Below are 19102 nucleotides of genomic sequence, written 5' to 3' on the forward strand. Positions count from 1 at the left end.
GGCGATGAGAAATCATCGCCTTACTTTTTCTATCAGAGTAAGAACTATTCTTCTTCTGGTAACTTCACGTTTAATTCGAGCACTGAGATGTCATCATCTTTGTGCTCAAAAGAGACGTTCACCATGTTTGGATCGATGTCTACATACTTGCTGATCACCTTCAAGATATCAGCCTTAAGCTCTGGCAAGTAAGACGGCGCTGGGTCGTCATGACTGCGACGCTCTGCAACAATGATCTGCAAACGCTCTTTGGCAACGTTAGCCGTCGTCTTCTTTTTTGGACGGAAAAATTCTAGTAAAGACATAAATTAATTAACCCCCAAATAGACGTTTGAAGATACCTTTCTTCGGCTCCGTAAGGAATCGAAACTCGATTTGCTCACCTAGTAGACGCTGTACTGTGTCGTGGTAAGCCATGCCTGCATCAGACTGCTCGTCAAAGATAACTGGCACGCCCTTGTTAGACGCATTCAGTACCGCTTGGCTCTCAGGGATCACGCCTAGTAGGTTGATGTGAAGGATTTCTTCTACATCTTCCACGCTTAGCATCTCACCTTGAGTTACGCGAGCAGGATGATAACGAGTCAGTAGCAGGTGCGTCTTCACAGGCTCAAGGCCTTGTTCCGCGCGGCGTGATTTAGAATCAAGAATACCTAGGATGCGGTCTGAATCGCGTACTGATGATACTTCAGGGTTGGTCGTTACAACCGCTTCATCGGCAAAGTACAGTGCCATTAAAGCGCCTTGCTCGATACCCGCAGGAGAATCACAGATAACAAAATCAAAGCCCATTTCGTCCAGGTCATTCAATACTTGCTGAACGCCTTCTTTAGAAAGTGCGTCTTTATCACGAGTTTGCGATGCAGGCAGAATGAATAGGTTTTCTGTGCGCTTATCTTTAATAAGTGCTTGGTTTAGTGTCGCTTCGCCGTTGATGACATTAACGAAGTCATACACTACGCGACGCTCACAGCCCATAATAAGGTCTAGGTTTCGTAGACCGATATCGAAATCGATAACAGCGGTCTTCTTACCTTGCAGGGCTAGACCCGATGCAATAGCGGCACTGGAGGTGGTTTTCCCTACGCCGCCTTTTCCTGAAGTAACAACAATGATACGTGCCATCATTTTATCCTTTATTTAATATTGAGGAGATCGCAGTGCAGGGTTTGGTCCGTTAAACCCAAAATCACTTTTTCTCCCCAGAAGTGAGATTCTATTTGTTCGCTAAGCCAATAGTTTCCAGCAATGGAGACTAATTCTGCTTGCATGTTATGACAAAGTATTGAGGCCGCTTGCCCGCTCGCGCCTGCGATAGCACGTCCGCGCAAAGTGCCATAAATATGGATGCTTCCGTCAGCAATCACCTCGGCACCCGCGCTCACATGGCTCAGGATGATTAGGTCGCTGTCTTTGGCATAGATCTGTTGTCCAGAACGCACTGGAGTACGAATTATTTTGCTTGGCGTAATGGCTACGGGTGCTTTATCTGGACGGTTGGTGCCAGTCATAACAGCAAGCCCAGCTTCTCTTGCTAGCTTTTCGAGGTGTTTGTTGGTGCAATCGGTGACGCCCACAGGCACCATACCAATATTAATAATGCCTTGTTTGAGACGAGCTAAATCGAGCTCAGAGTTTGCCTGAGACAGGTTAACGACCAGTGGAGCAGCTTTAAAAAAGGCAGGGGCCTTAGCCACTTTTTCATCTAAATAACGAATTGCTGAATCAGTGTCGTGCTCATACATGTGAAGCACAGTAAGTGGAAAACTGCTTCCCTTTAGATCTGGAGTTTGAGACATCTAACCTAGCCTTGGCATATAATCAAACAGTTACCTGTTATGTTATCTATCATAGTGACAACGAACAAGTAACTTGTTGTCAAATGTTGGTTTTAAGCTCAAAATTACACAAAGTCTTTAAAATTGACACTTTAGCTGTTTAAGCTTGGATATGAACTCGATAGATCAAGGCGATATATGATTTGTGCAATCTATAAAAGTAACAAAAAACAGGGGATGTACCTCTACATCACTAAGAAAGATGATTTTTCTGCAGTGCCGGATCAATTGATGCAGATGTTCGGTAAGCCGACCATGGTAATGGTAGTGAATCTCGCGAAGCGCGGTCTTGCCACTGTCAATGTCGATAAAGTAAAGGAGTCACTTCTAAGCGATGGCTTCTTCCTGCAGTTGCCACCTCCAGTAGAAAATGAATTGGATGCCTATAAGCGACGTAAAAAAGAGCAAGACGATTCGGCTGATTAACACGCATAAAGGAATAGAGATAGCATGATAAGGATGTTGAAGTGCGCAAAAAGCATTGGGCTTATCTTACTAGCAAGTAGTTTTTCAGTATCAGCGAATACGCAGATACCTGAACGAGATGTCAGCTTTGATGAATACGTTGTTGCGCTAAAAAGTGAGGCAGCAGAGCAGGGGATTACGTCTAAAACTGTAGAAAGTGCCTTTGCTAATGTGCAGTTTAAGCCTCGTGCGGTATCGGCTGACCGTTCTCAGCCAGAAAACAAAATTACTCTGGATGAGTACATACCTAGAGCTGTACCAAAGTGGAAGGTAAAACAGGCCAAGCAGAAGTATCGCAAACACCAAGCTGAGCTTGAGCGCATCGGTGAACTTTACGGCGTCCAGCCAAGGTTTATCGTTGCTCTATGGGGCGTTGAGAGTAACTTTGGCGTGCTAACAGGCGGTTACAATGTGATTGATGCTTTGACCACTATGGCTTATGAAGGGCGCCGTGAGACGTTTTTTCGCAATGAGCTGATGGCGGCGCTAACCATTTTAGATGAAGGTCATATCACCGCGAAAAATATGAAAGGATCGTGGGCTGGCGCTATGGGTCAGCCTCAGTTTATGCCAAGTTCTTTCTTAAATTACGCGGCTGATGGTAATGGCGATGGCACCAAGAATATTTGGAAGAATGAATCCGACGTGTTCGCCTCTGCTGCTAATTATCTAAAGCAATCTGGATGGAATGATACCTATACCTGGGGTCGTCAGGTGACCTTATCTGAGTCTCTAGATGATAGCCTCTTTGGGCGACAGCCAGAACAATCCAAAACATTGGCGCAGTGGCAAGAGTTGGGTGTTCGCAACCTGCAAGGGCATGATTTACCTAAGCTTAAAAAGGATATTGATGCTTGGCTGATAGCGCCAGACTCATCGTCGGGGCGAGTGTACTTGGTGTACAACAACTATCAGGTGCTAATGAAATGGAACCGCTCCTACTACTTTGGTTTGGCGGTGAGTCATTTAGCAGATCAGCTGAAATCATTATAAAAAAAGAGCGAGGACTATCCTCGCTCTTTTTGTTTTGTTTTGTTTGTGCAGTCTTAAAGCTTATTTACCAAACTGCTCGCAGGCAATCATGGTGTTTTCAATCAAACTTGCCACTGTCATTGGGCCAACACCGCCTGGTACTGGAGTGATAAGGCTTGCTCTCTCGCGTGCAACATCATACTCAACGTCACCAATTAGCTTGCCATTGTCTAGGCGGTTAATACCTACATCAATCACGATCGCGCCTTCTTTCACCCAGTTGCCCGGGATAAAGTTAGGCTTGCCTACCGCAACCACAAGCACGTCAGCCTGACGCACGTGGCTTTCTAAGTCTTTAGTAAAGCGGTGACAGGTTGTAGTTGTGCAGCCCGCTAGCAGAAGCTCAAGAGTCATAGGACGGCCAACAATGTTAGATGCACCCACGATGACCGCATGCTTACCGTGTGTTGGTACGTTGTAACGCTCTAGCAGAGTGATGATACCCTTTGGCGTACAAGAGCGAAGCTTAGGCATACGCTGTGCAAGACGACCCACGTTATAAGGGTGGAAGCCATCTACGTCTTTCTCTGGAGTGATACGCTCAAGGATCTCAGTAGAATCAATGCCCGCTGGAAGTGGAAGCTGAACCAAGATACCGTCAATTTCATTATCAGCATTGAGCTGGTCAATCAGCTCTAAAAGCTCTTGCGCGGTAGCGGTAGAGGGCAAGTCAAAAGACTTCGACACAAAGCCAACCTCATCACAAGCGCGGCGCTTACTACCCACATAAACTTGAGATGCAGGGTCTTGACCCACAAGAACAACAGCTAGGCCAGGTGCACGTAATCCAGCCTCAGTGCGAGCTTTTACTCGCGCTGAAACTTCAGAACGAACGGTTTGAGAAATCAGTTTTCCATCAATGTTTTGAGCAGTCATGACGATCCCTAAGTTAAGGCGGTTCAACATTTTGGCGCATTGTCGCAGAAACGAAACAGTTTTGCTACATAGCAAACGTTTGCGTCGGGTATTTTATATCCACAATGTATAACGTTGACTTTTTTTTCGGCACTTAGATCATAATGTTCAATAAAGCCGTTGACCATTGATTCTCAACTCGTATAATCCTTCCCCATAGCGCGCCCTTAGCTCAGCTGGATAGAGCACGTCCCTTCTAAGGATGTGGTCGTAGGTTCGAATCCTACAGGGCGCGCCACATTCTATAAGGCCTGACGACTTTTTAAGTTGTCAGGCCTTTTTCGTTTTTGCTGTTCATAGTCTAGTTAGCTCTTGGTTAGAGATGAAAGGATTTGAACCTCCCTAAAACTTCTGTCGTTCTGATACGCACCAACTGCAAGTCTATATATTGAATTATTGGCTGCCATGGTGGCTATATCAATACTAAAGTCGTCGCCTAATCGCCCTGTAATTTTGATTTGACCATTTCATACAACCAAAGATGCTTTTTGCTTTTGCGGTTTTTTCTGTGGATGTAGGCGCATAAGGTTAATTTGTTTACTTCGGGTATGTTGGTGACTTGGATAGCGCGTAATCCCTCACCACAATGCTTAGCGTAGTTGCCAAGCGCAGGAAAAATCAGGTCGGAGTGCAGTGCTGCCTGTTTCACGCTACTGGCTGAAGTGCTCCGATACATGACTTTTATAGGCGTACCACGTTTTTCCATTGAGGCTTCAATGAGTGAAGAATGGAACTGGTTAAATAACGGCATTTCAATTAAAGCAAAGTTGTAATTGAGTAGCGCTTCAACCTCAACGGCCTTTTCTTTCAGAGGATGGTCTTCCCTTACCATTGCAAACACTTCGACATCGACCAAGGGCATCTCATAGATATCTTTGCTCATGTGGGCAAATTGAAACTGAATCGCCATATCGACTTGCTCGCTTAGAATCATTCTAGGCGTGTCTTGAGTGATGTTGTGAGCGGCAAAGGCGACATTGGGAGACACGTTCGCGATCTGTGAAAACAGTAGGGAGGGTAGCCAGGGTAGGATTTGTTGTCCCATTTCAATGGTAATAGTGCCTTCTAGATTGCCGGGATCGAATTGATGATGTTCATTCAATGCAACTGATAATTGCTCCATGATGGGTGTCAGTGCCTTGAATAAACTGTCTGCAAAAGGAGTCACATCAAAGCCTTTTGTGGCCTTGATGAACAGTTCGTCGTCAAAATGATTTCTTAATTTACTGATGTTTTGACTGACGGCTGGTGGGGATATAAATAGCAGTTCGGATGAACGCTTTAAGTTTCTTTGTTGATAAACGACAGAGAATAACTTGAGTAAGTTTAAATCTAGGTTCTTCAGTTTATCTTTTGTCATCTTATGCTCTGCTTAGGTATTAAGTACAGCTTAAGACTAAATGCAAATCTAATGAATATCCAATTAACAAGTGACTTTATATTATGACGGCACTTCCAGCGACAGGACGTTGCATCTTTTACTGAAAATAGGGTCTTAATAATGAAAAAATCAATGATTGCTTTGTCTGTCGCTTCGGTATTTCTGTTCGGTTGCACGTCTTCTGACGACTCGAATAACACTGTAGGTTTTGTCGCTCCCGAGACGGTTGTGGATACGTCTGATTGGGGCACACGCCCTGAAGCAACAGGCTTGACATCAGAAGAATTCATTTGGTCTGAAGGGATGGATTTTGCAGCCAACCTAGTAAAAGTAAATGGTCTTAACACATTCAATACGCCTAGCATTGCAAGTGTGAACAACCAAATCCTAACGACTCCAAACGTGAATGTGTTATACACAGCGGCTATCGTCGATACGACAGGAGGGTTTACGCTTAACTTGCCAGTTGATAACAGCCGTCTAGTCACTGCGCAAATTATCAACCTTGATACGCACACCACACCGGTTCATCTTACTAAAGGTGGTGAGTACACTTTCTCTTCTGAAAAGTTTGATAACCATGTTGGTATATTAGTGCGTATTGGTGTCGAAGATAACGCTGATGCTGAAGAGCAAATTGACGTTATTTCAAATGAACTCTCAGTCACCGCTACTAATGCAAACCCTCTACCTTCGTACGACTTAGATAAATTGCTTGCTACGCGTACAGCATTAAAGCAAGAGTTTGCAAAAAGTCCGATGGATAGCTCAGGTGGCATGGTTGAAACAACCTACAAAATCGCTGATTGGGAAAAATACACGCTAATTAGTGCTGCAGGTTGGGGGTTGAGTGCCGAAGAACGTGCATCATATAAATTGATCCCTGGCCCTAAAGATCTAGAGTGCAGCACAGTGACGTTTGAAGGTCCTGTTGTGGATACTAACGCTAACGGTTTTTACAGCCTGACTATTTACGGCAAAGATATGTTCTTAATGGCCGATGAAAGCAACACAATCAAAGGTGATGAAACGGGTCAGATTGAAGTGACGGTTGGCCCGAAAGAGTGTAAAGAAGGTGCTGAAAACTATCTTTACGCAGCGAAGCCTTGGAATATTGTCTTGAGAGCGTACGAGCCTGAAATCGAAGCGTTCATGAATTTACCTACAGCGACTGTTGTTACTCAGTAATCAAAAAAGCGTCGTAAAAAAGAAAAGGCAGTGGAGTTCTTCTTCACTGCTTTTTTGTATCTGCTTAACCAACAGGAATAACTACTTTCTGATGATGCTTAATTGCAATTTATGAAAATCTGGTTGGAACGCATCACCTCACAACTTTACCAAGCATTAGCAAACACCTGTGTCCAGTAGATGCCGTATTGGGTATCTGCATTTTCTACTGCGCTTGCGCCCATCTCTGTGACATTACTGCTCATTATATTTTGGCAGTGGCCAGCGCTGCTCATCCATGATGCCATGACGTCGTCTATTGAATTTTGCCCAGCGGCGACATTTTCCGCCCATGCATTGGCTGAATAGCCGGTATCTGCGACGCGTTCTGCGGGTGTGCTGCCATCCGAGCCTGTGTGATCCATGAAATCGCCATTAGCCATATCACTTGAGTGCCTGAATGCGGCTGCTTCTAAGTCATAATTCCATTTTAGGGCAGGTACTGCTGGCATGATGGTTCCGCCACAGTTTTGCTCTATTGAGCGGGCGTGATTGACTGCAGTTAGCATCAAGCTTGCGAAGTCATCTTGTTCTGGGGTTTGCTCGTCGGGTGACGTTGATTCTGGCTCTGAGCCGTCCTCGTTTCCTGGTGTGCTTCCGTCACTATCGGGAACCGTCGCTATGGGATCGTTTGTTGGGTCTGTTTCTGAATTGGGCTCGGAGTTACTCGTAGAACTCGAACCTGAGCCACAACCGATTAAAAGAGTCGACAAAAGGATGATCGGTATATATCGCATTGTTGTACCTAAACTACCTTGTACAGCACCTGTACTTTGATTAAAACGTGTTCACACGAGCCATTATACGGCTCGATTATTGAGCACATCAATATATGCAGGGTGATTCTTACGTTGTTCTGACAAAGCAAAAATGGGGCCGATTCTAGGTGATTGATTTATGGAGTTATTGTGAAAGAGTGTTTTTTAACCAGACAAAAAAGAAAAAGGTCAAGTCTATAATAGACCTGACCTTTTGATTTAGTAGTAAGTACTAACCAATAGCTACTTAATTAGCTCAATGTTTCTCACTGTGAATGTAAATCCAGCTTGGCTAGCATTCCATGACGGTAGCGAAGCGAGTGGGGTATTCACATTGTTAATGTTTAAGCTACCAGTGTTAAGTTGTGACATTGGTACTGAGACCTTGTGCCACTCGCCCACAGGGTAATCAGCGCGAGGCAATAGTAGGTCATCACCAGGGCCTTCTGGAGATTCCATCTTGATCACTAAGCCTTGAGTGGCATTTTCACCCTCGTTGGCTGGAGTACCATAGGTTTCTACATAAAGCTCAAACTCTAGCGTGCCATCAAGGTAGTTTTCTAGGTTCTGAGGCTCACCTTGAACGAAGACAATACCTTTGTAGCTTTCTGGACTTGTTGCATCGTAGGCAACGCTTAAATCGCCATTCGACAGTCTTTGATAAGTCATATGACCTTCGATACCTTGCCAGTCATCCGTATTCACCTTGTAGTCGGTTAGGTTTGGCCAAAGCGCGCTTACATCGACAACGTCTTGATCAAGTGGAGGCAATACTTCACCTGCTATTTCTTCACAAGTTAGCGCATCTTCAGCAGGATCGATTGAACGAGGTACAAAGCGAATTTCACCAAGGTTAAATTCGAATTCTTGAGACTCGTTTGAGTACAGCAGGAATGCGGTATTCATCATTGGGAAGCTCATGCCTTCATCAGCAAGACACTGCAAAGGTATCTTGATGGTTTGCCAGTTGCTCTGTGATGGGTCTGCCAGTGGTTTTGGTAGAACTTTTCCGACTTCCACTTCGCCAAAACAAGGCCACTCACAGTGCATTGATAGAATGAAGTTATCAGGTATTTCTTTCTTCACATCGATATCAAACTGCAGCGTTGCATCCGCATTGAGATATGAGTTTCTATCCTCACCTTGCTCGTCATAGGTTTGCATGTACAGTTGACGCGCGCCTTCTCCTGAGAAAGTCACATTAATAGCATCTTGCTGGTGCATGTAGTTGATAGGGTGAGTCGTTAGGTTACCAATGGTGGTTTCTGAACCATTTGAAACATCAACGCCAGCCCAACCGGTATTATCGCCAGACATTCTTGCAACAAACTCACCAGAGCTTGAACGTCCAAAGATTTCTAGAGGCTCGGTAGCGATGCCATCGTCAGGTTTGTCCTGCCCACAGCCAAACTCTCGAGGATCTAGAGGCAAGTTATCCAAGTCTTGATCTTCGGTATTGCTAGAGTAGGTCAAGCCATAGCCGTAAGGGAATAGTGGCTTGTGCTCGCCTTCAATGTCTTGCTCTGTTTCTGGAGTCACGTAGTCTTTAATGTTTGGTGCGTGACGGTTGATGGTTGTCGAGCATTTTAGGTTAGGCCAAGAGTAAGACAATGAACCGGTGAAACCATGGTTGTCTTGAGCAAAGAGTACATCGGTGATGCCTCCTGCTTCTGTACCCGGAAGCCATGCTGCAACGAATGCATCTGATTTATTGATTTCTTCATTGACGTACAATGGACGGCCAGAATAGAACACAGAAACCACAGGATTGCCTTGTTGTTTCAGTTCTCGAATGAGATCTAAGTCTTCGCCATACTTGGATTTTAATGTGGCGTATTCAAGGGTTTGGTTCTTCTTAATGTCACCAAACATCTCAGCGTATGGGTCTTCACCAAACACAACAATTGCCGTGGTGTCTTCATCGGCTTGATTAATATCAGTAATGACATTTTCTTCACCTACTAGCTCACGCATGGCCATCAGCATGGTTTGAGCACCAGGGAAATCGCGCTCGATTTCATTTTCTGTGCCTTGCCAAGTCAGTGTCCAGCCACCGGTTTGTTTTTGAATGTCATTTGCCGCACTACCTAGAACCAAGTATTTTTGATTAGGTGAAAGTGGCAGAATATTGTCGTTATTCTTTAGAAGAACGAGTGATTGGCTCACGGCTTCTCTCGCCAATGCGCGATGCTCATCCGCACCTAAGATGTCAGATTTACCCGCATAGGTACGAAGCGATGGTTGTGGTTTTTCCCAAAGCTGCGCGCGCATTTTCACACGCAGAATACGGGTAACCGCGTCATCAATACGTTCCATTGGGATAATGCCATCTTCCACTTGCTGAATGACATTGTGGTAGAAAGACTTCCAATCGTTGCGAGAGGTCACCATGAATACATCGTTACCCGCATTCACTGCCTCTGGACAGTTTGCAGCGGTACAACCGTTGATCTCACCTTGACCATTCCAGTCGGTAACAATGATGCCGTCAAAGCCCATTTCGTCCTTTAGTACATCATTGAGAAGATACTTACTGCCGTGGATCTTATAGTTGTACTCACCCGTACCCGTTTGGTCGTAGTTAGCAGGGTTGTGCCAAGAGTTAAATGAGCTCATGACTACCTGAGCGCCAGCATTTAGCCCTGAGAAGTAACCGGTAGCATGGATGTTTCTTAAATACTCCTCGCTGTAGTGGTTTTCGCCGCGGTCAACACCATCAAGGGTACCGCCGTCGCCAACCCAGTGTTTCACGTTAGAGATGACGTGACTGTCGGTCTTGATACCGTTTTTACCACCTTGAAGACCGGTAACCATACGGCCTGCATAAGCGTAAATCACCTCAGGATCTTCTGAGTAGCCTTCATAGACTCGGCCCCAGCGATAATCTCGAGGAGACGCAACCGTTGGTGCAAAGGTCCAATCTAGACCGGTAGCCACGATTTCTTTTGCGGTGGCACGACCGATCTCTTCAATAAGGTCAGGGTTTCTGGCGGCACCTAGACCAATGTTGTGCGGGAATACCGTCGCCTTGAATACGTTGTTGTGACCGTGTACTGCATCGGTTGCCCAAATGAACGGGATATCGAAGCCTCTATCGGCATACGCTTCTTTTAGAGCAAACCAGTATTTATCTGACTCTTTTGCCCAATCTTCTGCTGTGGCGTATTTGTCCTCATTTGGCCAACCCCCGCCACCGTTTAACAAGGAACCCAGTTTATATTCTTTGGCTTCTTCTGGAGTGACTTCGCGAAGGTCGGGCTGAACCATCTGGCCCACTTTTTCTTCCAGCGTCATTTTCGCTAGAATTTTTTGAACTCGATTTTCTATGCCGGGGTTGGTTTTAACAACACTGTCTACTTGGGGCCATTCATCAAAGTGGGGAATTGTGAAAGCGCTTTCTTTGGCGCCCAAAGAAGTACAACCTAAGATTAATGTGGCCGAAATTACACTGGAGAGTAAATTTATTTTTGTTTTCATTATTGGTCTCGTCATTGAGGTAAATGATATCCGTAGAGCATTGATATGCGGGGGTAACATTCATACGCTCTATGCATGATATTAAAGTGAATTTAATTGTATAAATGTGCGCCAATTAAAGTTGTAACCCATTGACTTGTATGATTAATTTTAAATGTGAGTGACCTAGAAATAGTGCAAATCAAATGACAGAGTGTGTCAAAACATGATCCGGGTTAGAGTTATTTTCAGCTAGTTATGTAAGCGCTTACATAAAATATTTAAAGTGTCTATGTTATTCATTTTTAACGCATTTCATAAGGTTAAAGTAATTGTACACCTACAAACCTTGCCAGAAGCGCCACTGCGCCAAAACAGAATAGGGAAAGTCCGACACATAACAGCAATGAAATCCAAAACGTAAAACCTTCTATAAGGATAGGGAAGAGCAAAAACATAGGAAGAGTGGGGAGGACGTACCAAAAGGTATAAAAGGAATGATTGGCGAGTTTCTCTCTAGGTAATCCCTCAATGTGCATCCAGATTAGAGCCAAGATAGTGACAGTAGGCAATGCTGCAACCAGCGCACCCAGTTTATCGCTGCGCTTGGCCACCTCTGAGATGAACACGATTAAGCCTGCGGTGATGAGGTATTTAGTGATGATCCAATACATGCTTTATCCCCTTAGGATTATCTATGAATTATAGAAACCTTCTTGCACTAAACCTGATTTATTTGGCACCTTTGCAAGGCCCTCTGAGCTTAAGATAAAGGTGGCTGATATCGAAACGTAACGATGATCTGTTTGTAACTAGATAAATGAGGTATTTGTACTTTTGTTACATATAATATTGATGCTGATCACATAACTGGTTAGAATGTCGGCATCAATCTGAAATATTACAACAATGAAGGTGCATATGAACTCAGCAACAGTAGTGAATACCAATACTAAGAATGCGTCATCCACAGTCGCTATGCGTTTTGATGAAATTTGTGGTGTGGTAGGTTTGTTTTCTTTGTTTGCAACGGGTGTGGTGTTGCTAAGTTTGCAGTGGATTGCATAGCAAGTCGTGAAGAAAGACGCGCGTAGATACCCGCGCGTCTTAAGTGTTTACTGTTGTGCTTCTAGGTTTAGAATCGTGATAGCGTTTGCTACGCTAGTGGCAAGAACATCAATGGCGCCAGTGCGCAAAGCGCCTAAGATAGAGAGTGGCTTACTATTCTCTGCTGCGATCGCGATAACCTCTGGTATTTTTTGATAATCAGCAATAGTTAAACCTACAACGCGGTTACTCATTTTAGTATCTTGAACCTCTCCCTTAATATCGAAAAAGTCATACCCCCCCACTTCTCCGACAACGCCTTGTTGGATTCGTGCCTCCACCATTTCTTGAACTGAAAACCAGCCTTGGTTAACCATATAACTATTCTCAGCGAGATCACCAATACCGACCAATGCCACGTCAGCTTTACGAGCAATATCCATAGTTTGGCGAACGGTAATGTCGTTCATCAGAGTATTGCGCAGGTCAGGATCTGAGATGTAGGCCGGGGCATAAAGGGTTTCACTCACACCACCAAAGGTTTTCGCAAACTGTCGAGATATATGATCGGCATTTAACATGCCACCTCTAGGGTGAATACCACCGATGCTGGCAACGAAGGTGCACTCTTTGGGGGTGACTATGCCAATATGCTCAGATACCGCAGATACGTTTCTTCCTTGTCCAACAGAGATGACCATGTTGTCGTTTAGGCTAGAGGAGAGATAGGTAGAAACTACGCTGGCGATCAGTGTTCGTTGTTCTTCTTCACTGGGTTGATCTAGAGCGATTAAAGCTCGCTTTAAGCCGAATGTTTCTTTTAGTTTTTCTTCTAATTTAGCACTGAAAACCGGATGGTACTTAACCGTGATCTCTACGATACCAATGTCTCGAGCTCGCTTTAGAAGTCGACCCACTTTAACTCGGGTTAGTCCAAATCGCTTAGAGATCTCTTCTTGCGTTGCGCCATCTTGATAATAGGCGACAGCAATTTCGGTGAGTAGGTTCGTTTCTTCTGTTTGTTCGATTTTCATAGCGTCCATTCAGTATTTTTACTGCATAACACAAAGAATAATAAAATTAATAAGTTAACAACAGGTAAATTGCCTACTTTAGTAAAAAAGTAGGCAATTTACATTATTAGCACACCAGTTCGGCGAGGTTTGCATCTAGGTGCTTAATGTCGTGTGTTGACTTTATCTTGCGAATGGTTCGGTTCTTTCCTTGGATCAGGAGTGTTTCCGTAGTGATTAGGTCACCATCACGATAAACACCATCAAGTAAATCACCTTTGGTAATGCCCGTTGCCGAGAAGATCACATTGTCTGACTTAACCATATCATTGAGAGCCAATACTTGGTTTGGTTCAACACCCATTTCAATGCAGCGTTTAATTTCGATATTGCCATGGCGGATATTGTCATCAGATTGTTCTTTGACTTGATGTCGTGGGAGCAATCTACCCTGCATGTCTCCATCTAGCGCTTTCATTACGGCGGCGGTCACAATGCCTTCTGGAGCACCGCCAACACAATACATAAGGTCAATATCACTATCGGGCATACACGTCAGGATAGAAGCGGCGACGTCACCATCAGGAAATGCATACACGCGGATTCCCTGTTGTTGCATTTCACGAATAACAGCTTCATGTCGAGGCTTGGCAAGGGTCACAACAACAAGCTCTTCTAAATCTTTGTTCAGTGCCTTTGCTACGTTATGTAGATTTTCTTGTAGAGGAAGGTGTAGGTCGATACTACCTTTGGCTTTAGGACCCACTACAAGCTTCTCCATATACATATCGGGCGCCTCAAGAAAGCTGCCTTTTTCGCCGGCAGCTAAAACGGCGATAGCATTAGATTGTCCCATCGCTGTCATTCGTGTTCCCTCTATAGGATCCACTGCAATATCCACAGCGCTGCCACCTAAACCAAGCTCTTCGCCAATATAGAGCATTGGAGCATCATCAATCTCGCCTTCTCCTATGACAATCCTGCCATCGATAGAGGTGTTATTCAGTAGATAACGCATCGCTTCAACGGCTGAGTTGTCCGCTGAGTTCTTATCTCCTCTTCCCAGCCATTTGTAACCCGCTAATGCTGCACCTTCTGTGACCTGAGAAAAGGCTATGGATAGTTCTGGTTTCATTGTCGTGTCCTTAACAATAGTTAGCTGTGTGTTCATATGTTCATATAACTTAACAAATGTTCACTAATATAAAAAGCAACGAATGTTAATTTTTTTTGATGCTCTATATGCGTCCTATTGAGCATTTCAACGGTAAATACACAATTGGCCATTGATTTATAACTGAGCGCTCCATTATCTATCTTTCGTTATTAAATAACTGAAAAATAAAGAAAATATAGCATGCCTATGATATTTGATTAATAAATGGACAGCTTGTATATGCAGGATTTTTATTTGATCGTAATCACAGACACGCACGGCATTGTTGTTTTTTTGTGATAATTATCGCGTTTGTAACTCGCGGTATGTTGCGGTTTGTAACAACTTGTTTACTATCATTTGTAACTTGTACGGAACATATGAACAGTGAGGTTGGGATGTCGATTGCAATAGGGTGTGATGATGCAGCAGTAGAACTCAAAGAAATACTGAAGCAACACCTGAGCGCAAAGGGAATTGAATTCGTTGATTATGGAGCCGCTCCAGAAGATGGAATTCTTTACCCTGATGTAGCTAAGGAAGTCAGCGTGGCGGTAAGTAAAGGGCGACACGAGAGAGGCATCATTCTTTGTGGCACGGGTATTGGCGTATCAATCGTTGCAAATAAGGTCCCAGGGATCAGAGCGGCCTTATGTCATGACACCTTTTCAGCAGAACGTGCGCGTAAGAGCAACGACGCACAAATTATTACTATGGGTGCAAGAGTTATCGGCAGTGAATTGGCGAAGAGCATCCTAGATACATGGCTCCAATCAGAGTTCTCTGATGGACCATCAACCCCAAAAGTAAATCGAATCAAGGAGATAGAGAAAGAATTTATCGCTTAATCAATTTGCTTAATTAATGGACTAACGTGGAACATACAATGAAAAAAACTATTCTAATACCAAGTGCAGTAGCTGTAGCAGTAATGATGTCTTCAACAGCGTTCGCTAAAGACCTGAAAGTAGCGACCAGTGCGCAAGTAGGCTCTCTTCAGTACAACACGACAGAATACTTTACTGACTATGCAAACAAAGAGTTTGATAAAGCAGGTATCGATTACAACTTGAAGTTTTTCGGTGCTGCCCAATTAGGTAAAGACAAAGATGTTCAACAAAAATTGAAGCTAGGTACGATTGACCTTGCTCTATTGACGTCAACGCTTCCTACTCATGTTTCAGAAATGGCACTTTTTGAATTACCTTTCCTTGTTTCTGACCGTGAACATGTAGCAAAAATTGAGCAAGAAGTGTTCTGGCCTTATATCGCGCCTGCGGCTGAAAAGAAAGGCTATCGCGTTATTGGTTTTTGGGAAAACGGCTTCCGTAACATCACTAACAGTGAGCGCCCAATCAATACACCAGCTGATTTGAAAGGCCTTAAGATTCGTACTCCAAACAGCTCTTGGCGTGTGAAAATGTTTAAGAACTGGGGAGCAAACCCAACTCCTATGAGCTTCAGTGAAGTATTCATTGGCTTGCAAACAGGCGTTATTGATGGTCAAGAAAACCCATACACTAACATTTATGCCGCTAAGCTAAATGAAGTTCAAAGCTACGTAAGTGTGACTAATCACGTTTACACGCCAGCGTATTTGACTGCGGGTGCAAAACACTACGGTAAGCACTCTCAAGAAGTTCGCGATATTTTGGAAGCATCAGCTAAGGCTGCTCAACAATGGGGCTACACCCAGGCTGCACAACTTGAAACCGAGCTGAAAGACAAGTTAGTGGCTGGTGGTATGAAGCTGAATGTGGCAGATCGCCAGGCATTTGTTGATGCAAGTGGCCCAATCTACGACGACTTCAAGAAAAACGTAAATAACGGCGATGTTATGCTGACAAAAGCACTATCAAGCGCGCAATAACCATTTAAGTCATGTCCCGTAAGGGGCATGACTTTTTCTTTCTTTTGGGGGACAAGATGTCATTTAGAAGCGGTATAAATGCCATATCCAATGTTTTAGAAAAAGTACTCATTGTTGTTTCAGCAACGATTCTATTGTCGTTAAGCGCAATCATAATTACAGCGGTATTCTCCCGTTTTAGTGGTGCTTCTTTGTATTGGTACGATGAAGTATCTGCCATTTTATTGGCTTGGCTTAGTTTCTACGGTTCTGCGCTTTGCGCACTTAAACGATCTCATATGGGCTTTGGTGGTTTTATAGCAAGCTTGCCACTGACCAGCCGTAAAGCACTCTTTTTGCTTAGTGAACTTATTGTTATCAGTTTTTTTGTCACCATTGCCTGGGCAAGCTATTACATCTTGCAAATCTTCGGCGATGAGACCTTAACCAGTCTGGAATTTGTTCCGCTTTCATTTGCTCAGTCAGCACTTCCTATTGGCGCAGTCTTGTTTGTAGTGGCGCAGCTTTGCTCTTTCCCTAAAGCGTGGGAAATGGTTAGCAAGGGCACGACTCAAGAAGGCGAAGAAATAGAAGAAGCCATTCGCGATGCTAAGAAAGAGATGGCCGATGTCATGGAGACAGTGAAATGAGTTCGATTTTAGTTTTGGTTTGTTTGATTGCCCTTGTGATGATCAATGTACCTATTGGCATTGCAATTGGTGCGGTTGCTTTGGTTGGTATGGTTGCAACCTCAGGTATTGATTCAATTTACAACGCTGCTTTAGCGATGTTTGAAGGTGGTTCGAAATTCACCCTATTGTCTATTCCATTGTTCGTTTTTGCGGGTGCATTGATGAACACTGGTGGTATTTCACTGCGATTGATTAACTTTGTTAATGCTATTGTTGGTTTCGTGCGTGGTGGTCTGTCTATGGTGAACGTGGGCGTGTCGATGATTTTTGCGGAAATCTCAGGCTCGGCCGTTGCTGATGTGGCTGCATTGGGCTCGATCTTGATTCCAGCGATGAAAAAGCGTGGTTATTCAGGTAGCTTCTCTGCTGCTGTGACGTCTTCTTCTGCATCACTTGCTGTCATTATCCCACCCTCGCTACCAATGATTATCTACGGCGCAATGGCTGATGTGTCTATTTCACAGCTATTTGTAGCGGGCATTATTTCTGGCTTATTGGGCGCAGCAGGTATGTTCGGTGTGTGTTACTACTACGCCGTTAAGTATGACTTGCCTCGAGAAGATTCATTTAGCTTACGTAAGCTTTGGGTCGCGTTTAAAGATGCTTTTTGGGCTTTGACTCTACCGTTTGCAATCCTTGGTGGCATCCTATCAGGCTTTATGACAGCAACAGAAGCTGCAGGTATTGCCGTACTGCTTGCACTTGTTATCTCAGTTTTCATCTACAAAGAAATGTCGTTGAAAACCTTCTACAAAGCAGTAATGGAAGGTGTTACTGGTACATCAGTCGTGATGTTGTTAGTTGCGACGTCAGCTGTATTAGGCCTGTTTTTAACAGAGCAAGAAGTTCCTCAAGCAATGGCTGCTGGCATCCTTAGCATTTCAGAGAACAAATATGTTGTTCTTATGATGTTGAACTTAATGTTACTGGTCGTTGGCATATTCTTGCATGGCGCAGCTGCCATCATCCTAACAGTACCGATTGTGTTACCTCTGATTCACCAATTGGGAATCGATCCTATCCACTTTGGCATTATGTTGGCTCTGAATATCTCGATCGGACAGCAAACGCCACCAGTCGCCAGTGTATTAATTACGGCCTGTTCGATTGCTAAGAAAGATATTTGGTCCGTGACAAAAGTGAACGCGATGTTCATCGCAGTATTAGTAGCGGTATTGATGCTCGCGACCTACGTACCCGCAATCTCTATTGGATTTGTAAATTACCTATACAACTAAATTTAAGGACAAATGAAAATGACGAAACCAACTATTGCTCTAGTGCTAGGCGACCCATCAGGTATTGGCCCGGAAGTCGCGGTTAAAGTGCTAAGCGAACAAAAGAATAGAGAGCTGGCTAACATATTAATTATTGCTGAAGAGTACGAATTACGTAAAGGCATGGATGTGGCGCAGGCAAGCTTTGACTACCAGCTAGTATCAAGCTTTGAAGAAGCCGAGTTTAAAAACAATACGCCAGCGCTACTGACATTCAAGAACTCTCATGCAGATGACATTGAATACGGCAAGGCGACCGCGCAGGGTGGTCAATACGTATTGGACTCTTTGAAGATAGCTGTAGATCTTACTCTTGCTGGAAAAACTCACGGAATCTGTTTTGCTCCTCTGAACAAACAAGCAATGCATATGGCGGGTCTAGCGCATCGTGACGAGTTGTCTTGGTTTGCAGAGCTTACTGATTACAAAGATTTTGGCTGTGAAGTGAATGTGGTTGATGACATTTGGGCGGGTCGAGTTACCTCTCATATCCCATTTAAAGATGTGGTGGACAATCTAAGTGTGGAGTCAGTACTAGAAACCATCGAGCTGATGGATCGTACTCTTAAGTCAGCAGGCTTCCCAGAGCCGAAGATTGCAGTACAAGCTCTAAACCCGCACGGTGGGGAAGGCGGCCTATTTGGCGATGAAGAAATCACCATTATCACGCCAGCGATTGAGAAAGCGAAAGAGAAAGGGATCCAAGCCTTTGGACCATACCCTGGTGATACCACCATGTGGATTGTGCAAAAACAAAACATGAACTCGGTAGTGTCTATGTATCACGACCAAGGTGCTACTGCTTTGAAAATGATGGGCTTCGACCGTGGCGTTACAGTACAAGGCGGCATTCCGCTACCAATCGCTACAGCAAACCACGGCAGTGCATTTGATATCTACGGAAAAAATATTGCATCAACAGCCGCTATGGAAAATGCCTTGATCACAACAGTGAAGATGGCGACGACCTACCAGAAGAAATTTGCGTAAGGAAAC

19 protein-coding genes and 1 tRNA gene are annotated in these 19102 nt (G+C 44.3%); 10 read left to right on the top strand and 10 right to left on the bottom strand.

Annotated features, from left to right (window positions below):
• Positions 1-44: 44 nt before the first annotated feature.
• From minE to minC, 3 genes are read right to left on the bottom strand one after another with little or no spacing between them, the layout of a single operon-like run.
• Entirely contained in the window at positions 45-305 is a 261-nt protein-coding gene (gene minE / locus OCU35_RS04175; RefSeq protein ID WP_017029474.1) for a cell division topological specificity factor MinE, read from the bottom strand.
• Positions 306-312: 7 nt separating this feature from the next.
• Positions 313-1125 (bottom strand): septum site-determining protein MinD, encoded by an 813-nt coding sequence (minD, locus tag OCU35_RS04180; protein ID WP_017029473.1) that lies wholly within the window; start codon positions 1123-1125, stop codon positions 313-315.
• 11 nt (positions 1126-1136) lie between these two features.
• Entirely contained in the window at positions 1137-1799 is a 663-nt protein-coding gene (gene minC, locus OCU35_RS04185; protein WP_261825700.1) for a septum site-determining protein MinC, read from the bottom strand.
• Positions 1800-1976: 177 nt separating this feature from the next.
• Between minC and OCU35_RS04190 the strand changes: the two genes are divergently transcribed.
• Together OCU35_RS04190 and OCU35_RS04195 are read left to right on the top strand one after the other, a co-directional pair.
• Positions 1977-2264 carry a YcgL domain-containing protein gene (locus OCU35_RS04190; protein ID WP_017242502.1) on the top strand — a complete coding sequence of 96 codons (288 nt, stop codon included), beginning with the start codon at positions 1977-1979 and terminating at the stop codon, positions 2262-2264.
• A 33-nt stretch (positions 2265-2297) separates the two neighbouring features.
• The gene (locus OCU35_RS04195; RefSeq protein WP_261825900.1) at positions 2298-3296 is read left to right on the top strand and encodes a lytic murein transglycosylase; all 999 of its coding nucleotides are present in this window, start codon (positions 2298-2300) and stop codon (positions 3294-3296) included.
• Positions 3297-3356: 60 nt separating this feature from the next.
• Here the strand turns inward: OCU35_RS04195 and folD are convergent, their stop codons facing one another.
• Entirely contained in the window at positions 3357-4211 is an 855-nt protein-coding gene (gene folD / locus OCU35_RS04200) for a bifunctional methylenetetrahydrofolate dehydrogenase/methenyltetrahydrofolate cyclohydrolase FolD (protein ID WP_017029469.1), read from the bottom strand.
• Positions 4212-4411: 200 nt separating this feature from the next.
• Here folD and OCU35_RS04205 point away from each other — a divergent pair.
• Positions 4412-4488: transfer RNA gene (locus OCU35_RS04205), tRNA-Arg, on the top strand.
• Positions 4489-4686: 198 nt separating this feature from the next.
• Here the strand turns inward: OCU35_RS04205 and OCU35_RS04210 are convergent.
• Positions 4687-5610 (bottom strand): LysR family transcriptional regulator, encoded by a 924-nt coding sequence (locus OCU35_RS04210; protein ID WP_261825701.1) that lies wholly within the window; start codon positions 5608-5610, stop codon positions 4687-4689.
• Positions 5611-5751: 141 nt separating this feature from the next.
• Here OCU35_RS04210 and OCU35_RS04215 point away from each other — a divergent pair, with 141 nt between their 5' ends.
• Complete coding sequence (locus OCU35_RS04215) at positions 5752-6819, top strand: DUF1214 domain-containing protein (RefSeq protein ID WP_261825702.1); 1068 nt, start codon at positions 5752-5754, stop codon at positions 6817-6819.
• Positions 6820-6965: 146 nt separating this feature from the next.
• Here OCU35_RS04215 and OCU35_RS04220 read toward each other — a convergent pair whose 3' ends face one another.
• The 3 genes from OCU35_RS04220 to OCU35_RS04230 all read right to left on the bottom strand — a co-directional run bounded on the left by OCU35_RS04220 (position 6966) and on the right by OCU35_RS04230 (position 11746).
• Positions 6966-7595 carry a CAP domain-containing protein gene (locus OCU35_RS04220; RefSeq protein ID WP_017032556.1) on the bottom strand — a complete coding sequence of 210 codons (630 nt, stop codon included), beginning with the start codon at positions 7593-7595 and terminating at the stop codon, positions 6966-6968.
• A 264-nt stretch (positions 7596-7859) separates the two neighbouring features.
• A complete protein-coding gene (locus OCU35_RS04225) occupies positions 7860-11093 on the bottom strand; it encodes a glycoside hydrolase family 3 protein (protein WP_241794190.1) in 3234 nt (1077 codons plus the stop codon).
• Between the two features lie 302 nt (positions 11094-11395).
• Positions 11396-11746, bottom strand: a complete 351-nt coding sequence (locus tag OCU35_RS04230; protein WP_261825703.1) for a DUF3147 family protein — start codon at positions 11744-11746, stop codon at positions 11396-11398.
• Positions 11747-11993: 247 nt separating this feature from the next.
• Between OCU35_RS04230 and OCU35_RS04235 the strand changes: the two genes are divergently transcribed.
• Positions 11994-12140 (top strand): hypothetical protein, encoded by a 147-nt coding sequence (locus OCU35_RS04235; RefSeq protein ID WP_017028962.1) that lies wholly within the window; start codon positions 11994-11996, stop codon positions 12138-12140.
• A 47-nt stretch (positions 12141-12187) separates the two neighbouring features.
• Here OCU35_RS04235 and OCU35_RS04240 read toward each other — a convergent pair whose 3' ends face one another.
• Both OCU35_RS04240 and glpX read right to left on the bottom strand, forming a co-directional pair.
• The gene (locus tag OCU35_RS04240) at positions 12188-13162 is read right to left on the bottom strand and encodes a sugar-binding transcriptional regulator (protein ID WP_026026198.1); all 975 of its coding nucleotides are present in this window, start codon (positions 13160-13162) and stop codon (positions 12188-12190) included.
• 97 nt (positions 13163-13259) lie between these two features.
• Positions 13260-14267, bottom strand: coding sequence for a class II fructose-bisphosphatase (gene glpX / locus OCU35_RS04245; RefSeq protein ID WP_261825704.1), 1008 nt, complete (start codon positions 14265-14267; stop codon positions 13260-13262).
• Positions 14268-14686: 419 nt separating this feature from the next.
• On the opposite strand from glpX, the gene rpiB reads away from it, so the two are divergent.
• Genes rpiB through OCU35_RS04270 form a run of 5 tightly spaced genes read left to right on the top strand, consistent with a single transcriptional unit; the run spans position 14687 to position 19096 of the window.
• A complete protein-coding gene (rpiB, locus tag OCU35_RS04250; RefSeq protein ID WP_102430418.1) occupies positions 14687-15136 on the top strand; it encodes a ribose 5-phosphate isomerase B in 450 nt (149 codons plus the stop codon).
• Positions 15137-15174: 38 nt separating this feature from the next.
• Entirely contained in the window at positions 15175-16158 is a 984-nt protein-coding gene (locus OCU35_RS04255; protein WP_017027702.1) for a TRAP transporter substrate-binding protein, read from the top strand.
• Between the two features lie 56 nt (positions 16159-16214).
• Complete coding sequence (locus OCU35_RS04260; RefSeq protein ID WP_017027703.1) at positions 16215-16787, top strand: TRAP transporter small permease; 573 nt, start codon at positions 16215-16217, stop codon at positions 16785-16787.
• Complete coding sequence (locus OCU35_RS04265; RefSeq protein ID WP_017027704.1) at positions 16784-18067, top strand: TRAP transporter large permease; 1284 nt, start codon at positions 16784-16786, stop codon at positions 18065-18067. The genes OCU35_RS04260 and OCU35_RS04265 overlap by 4 nt, the downstream gene beginning before the upstream one ends.
• 18 nt (positions 18068-18085) lie before the next feature.
• The gene (locus tag OCU35_RS04270; RefSeq protein ID WP_017027705.1) at positions 18086-19096 is read left to right on the top strand and encodes a 4-hydroxythreonine-4-phosphate dehydrogenase PdxA; all 1011 of its coding nucleotides are present in this window, start codon (positions 18086-18088) and stop codon (positions 19094-19096) included.
• Positions 19097-19102: the final 6 nt, after the last annotated feature.

The sequence above is a fragment of the Vibrio breoganii genome, assembly GCF_024346795.1.
Lineage (GTDB): Bacteria > Pseudomonadota > Gammaproteobacteria > Enterobacterales > Vibrionaceae > Vibrio > Vibrio breoganii.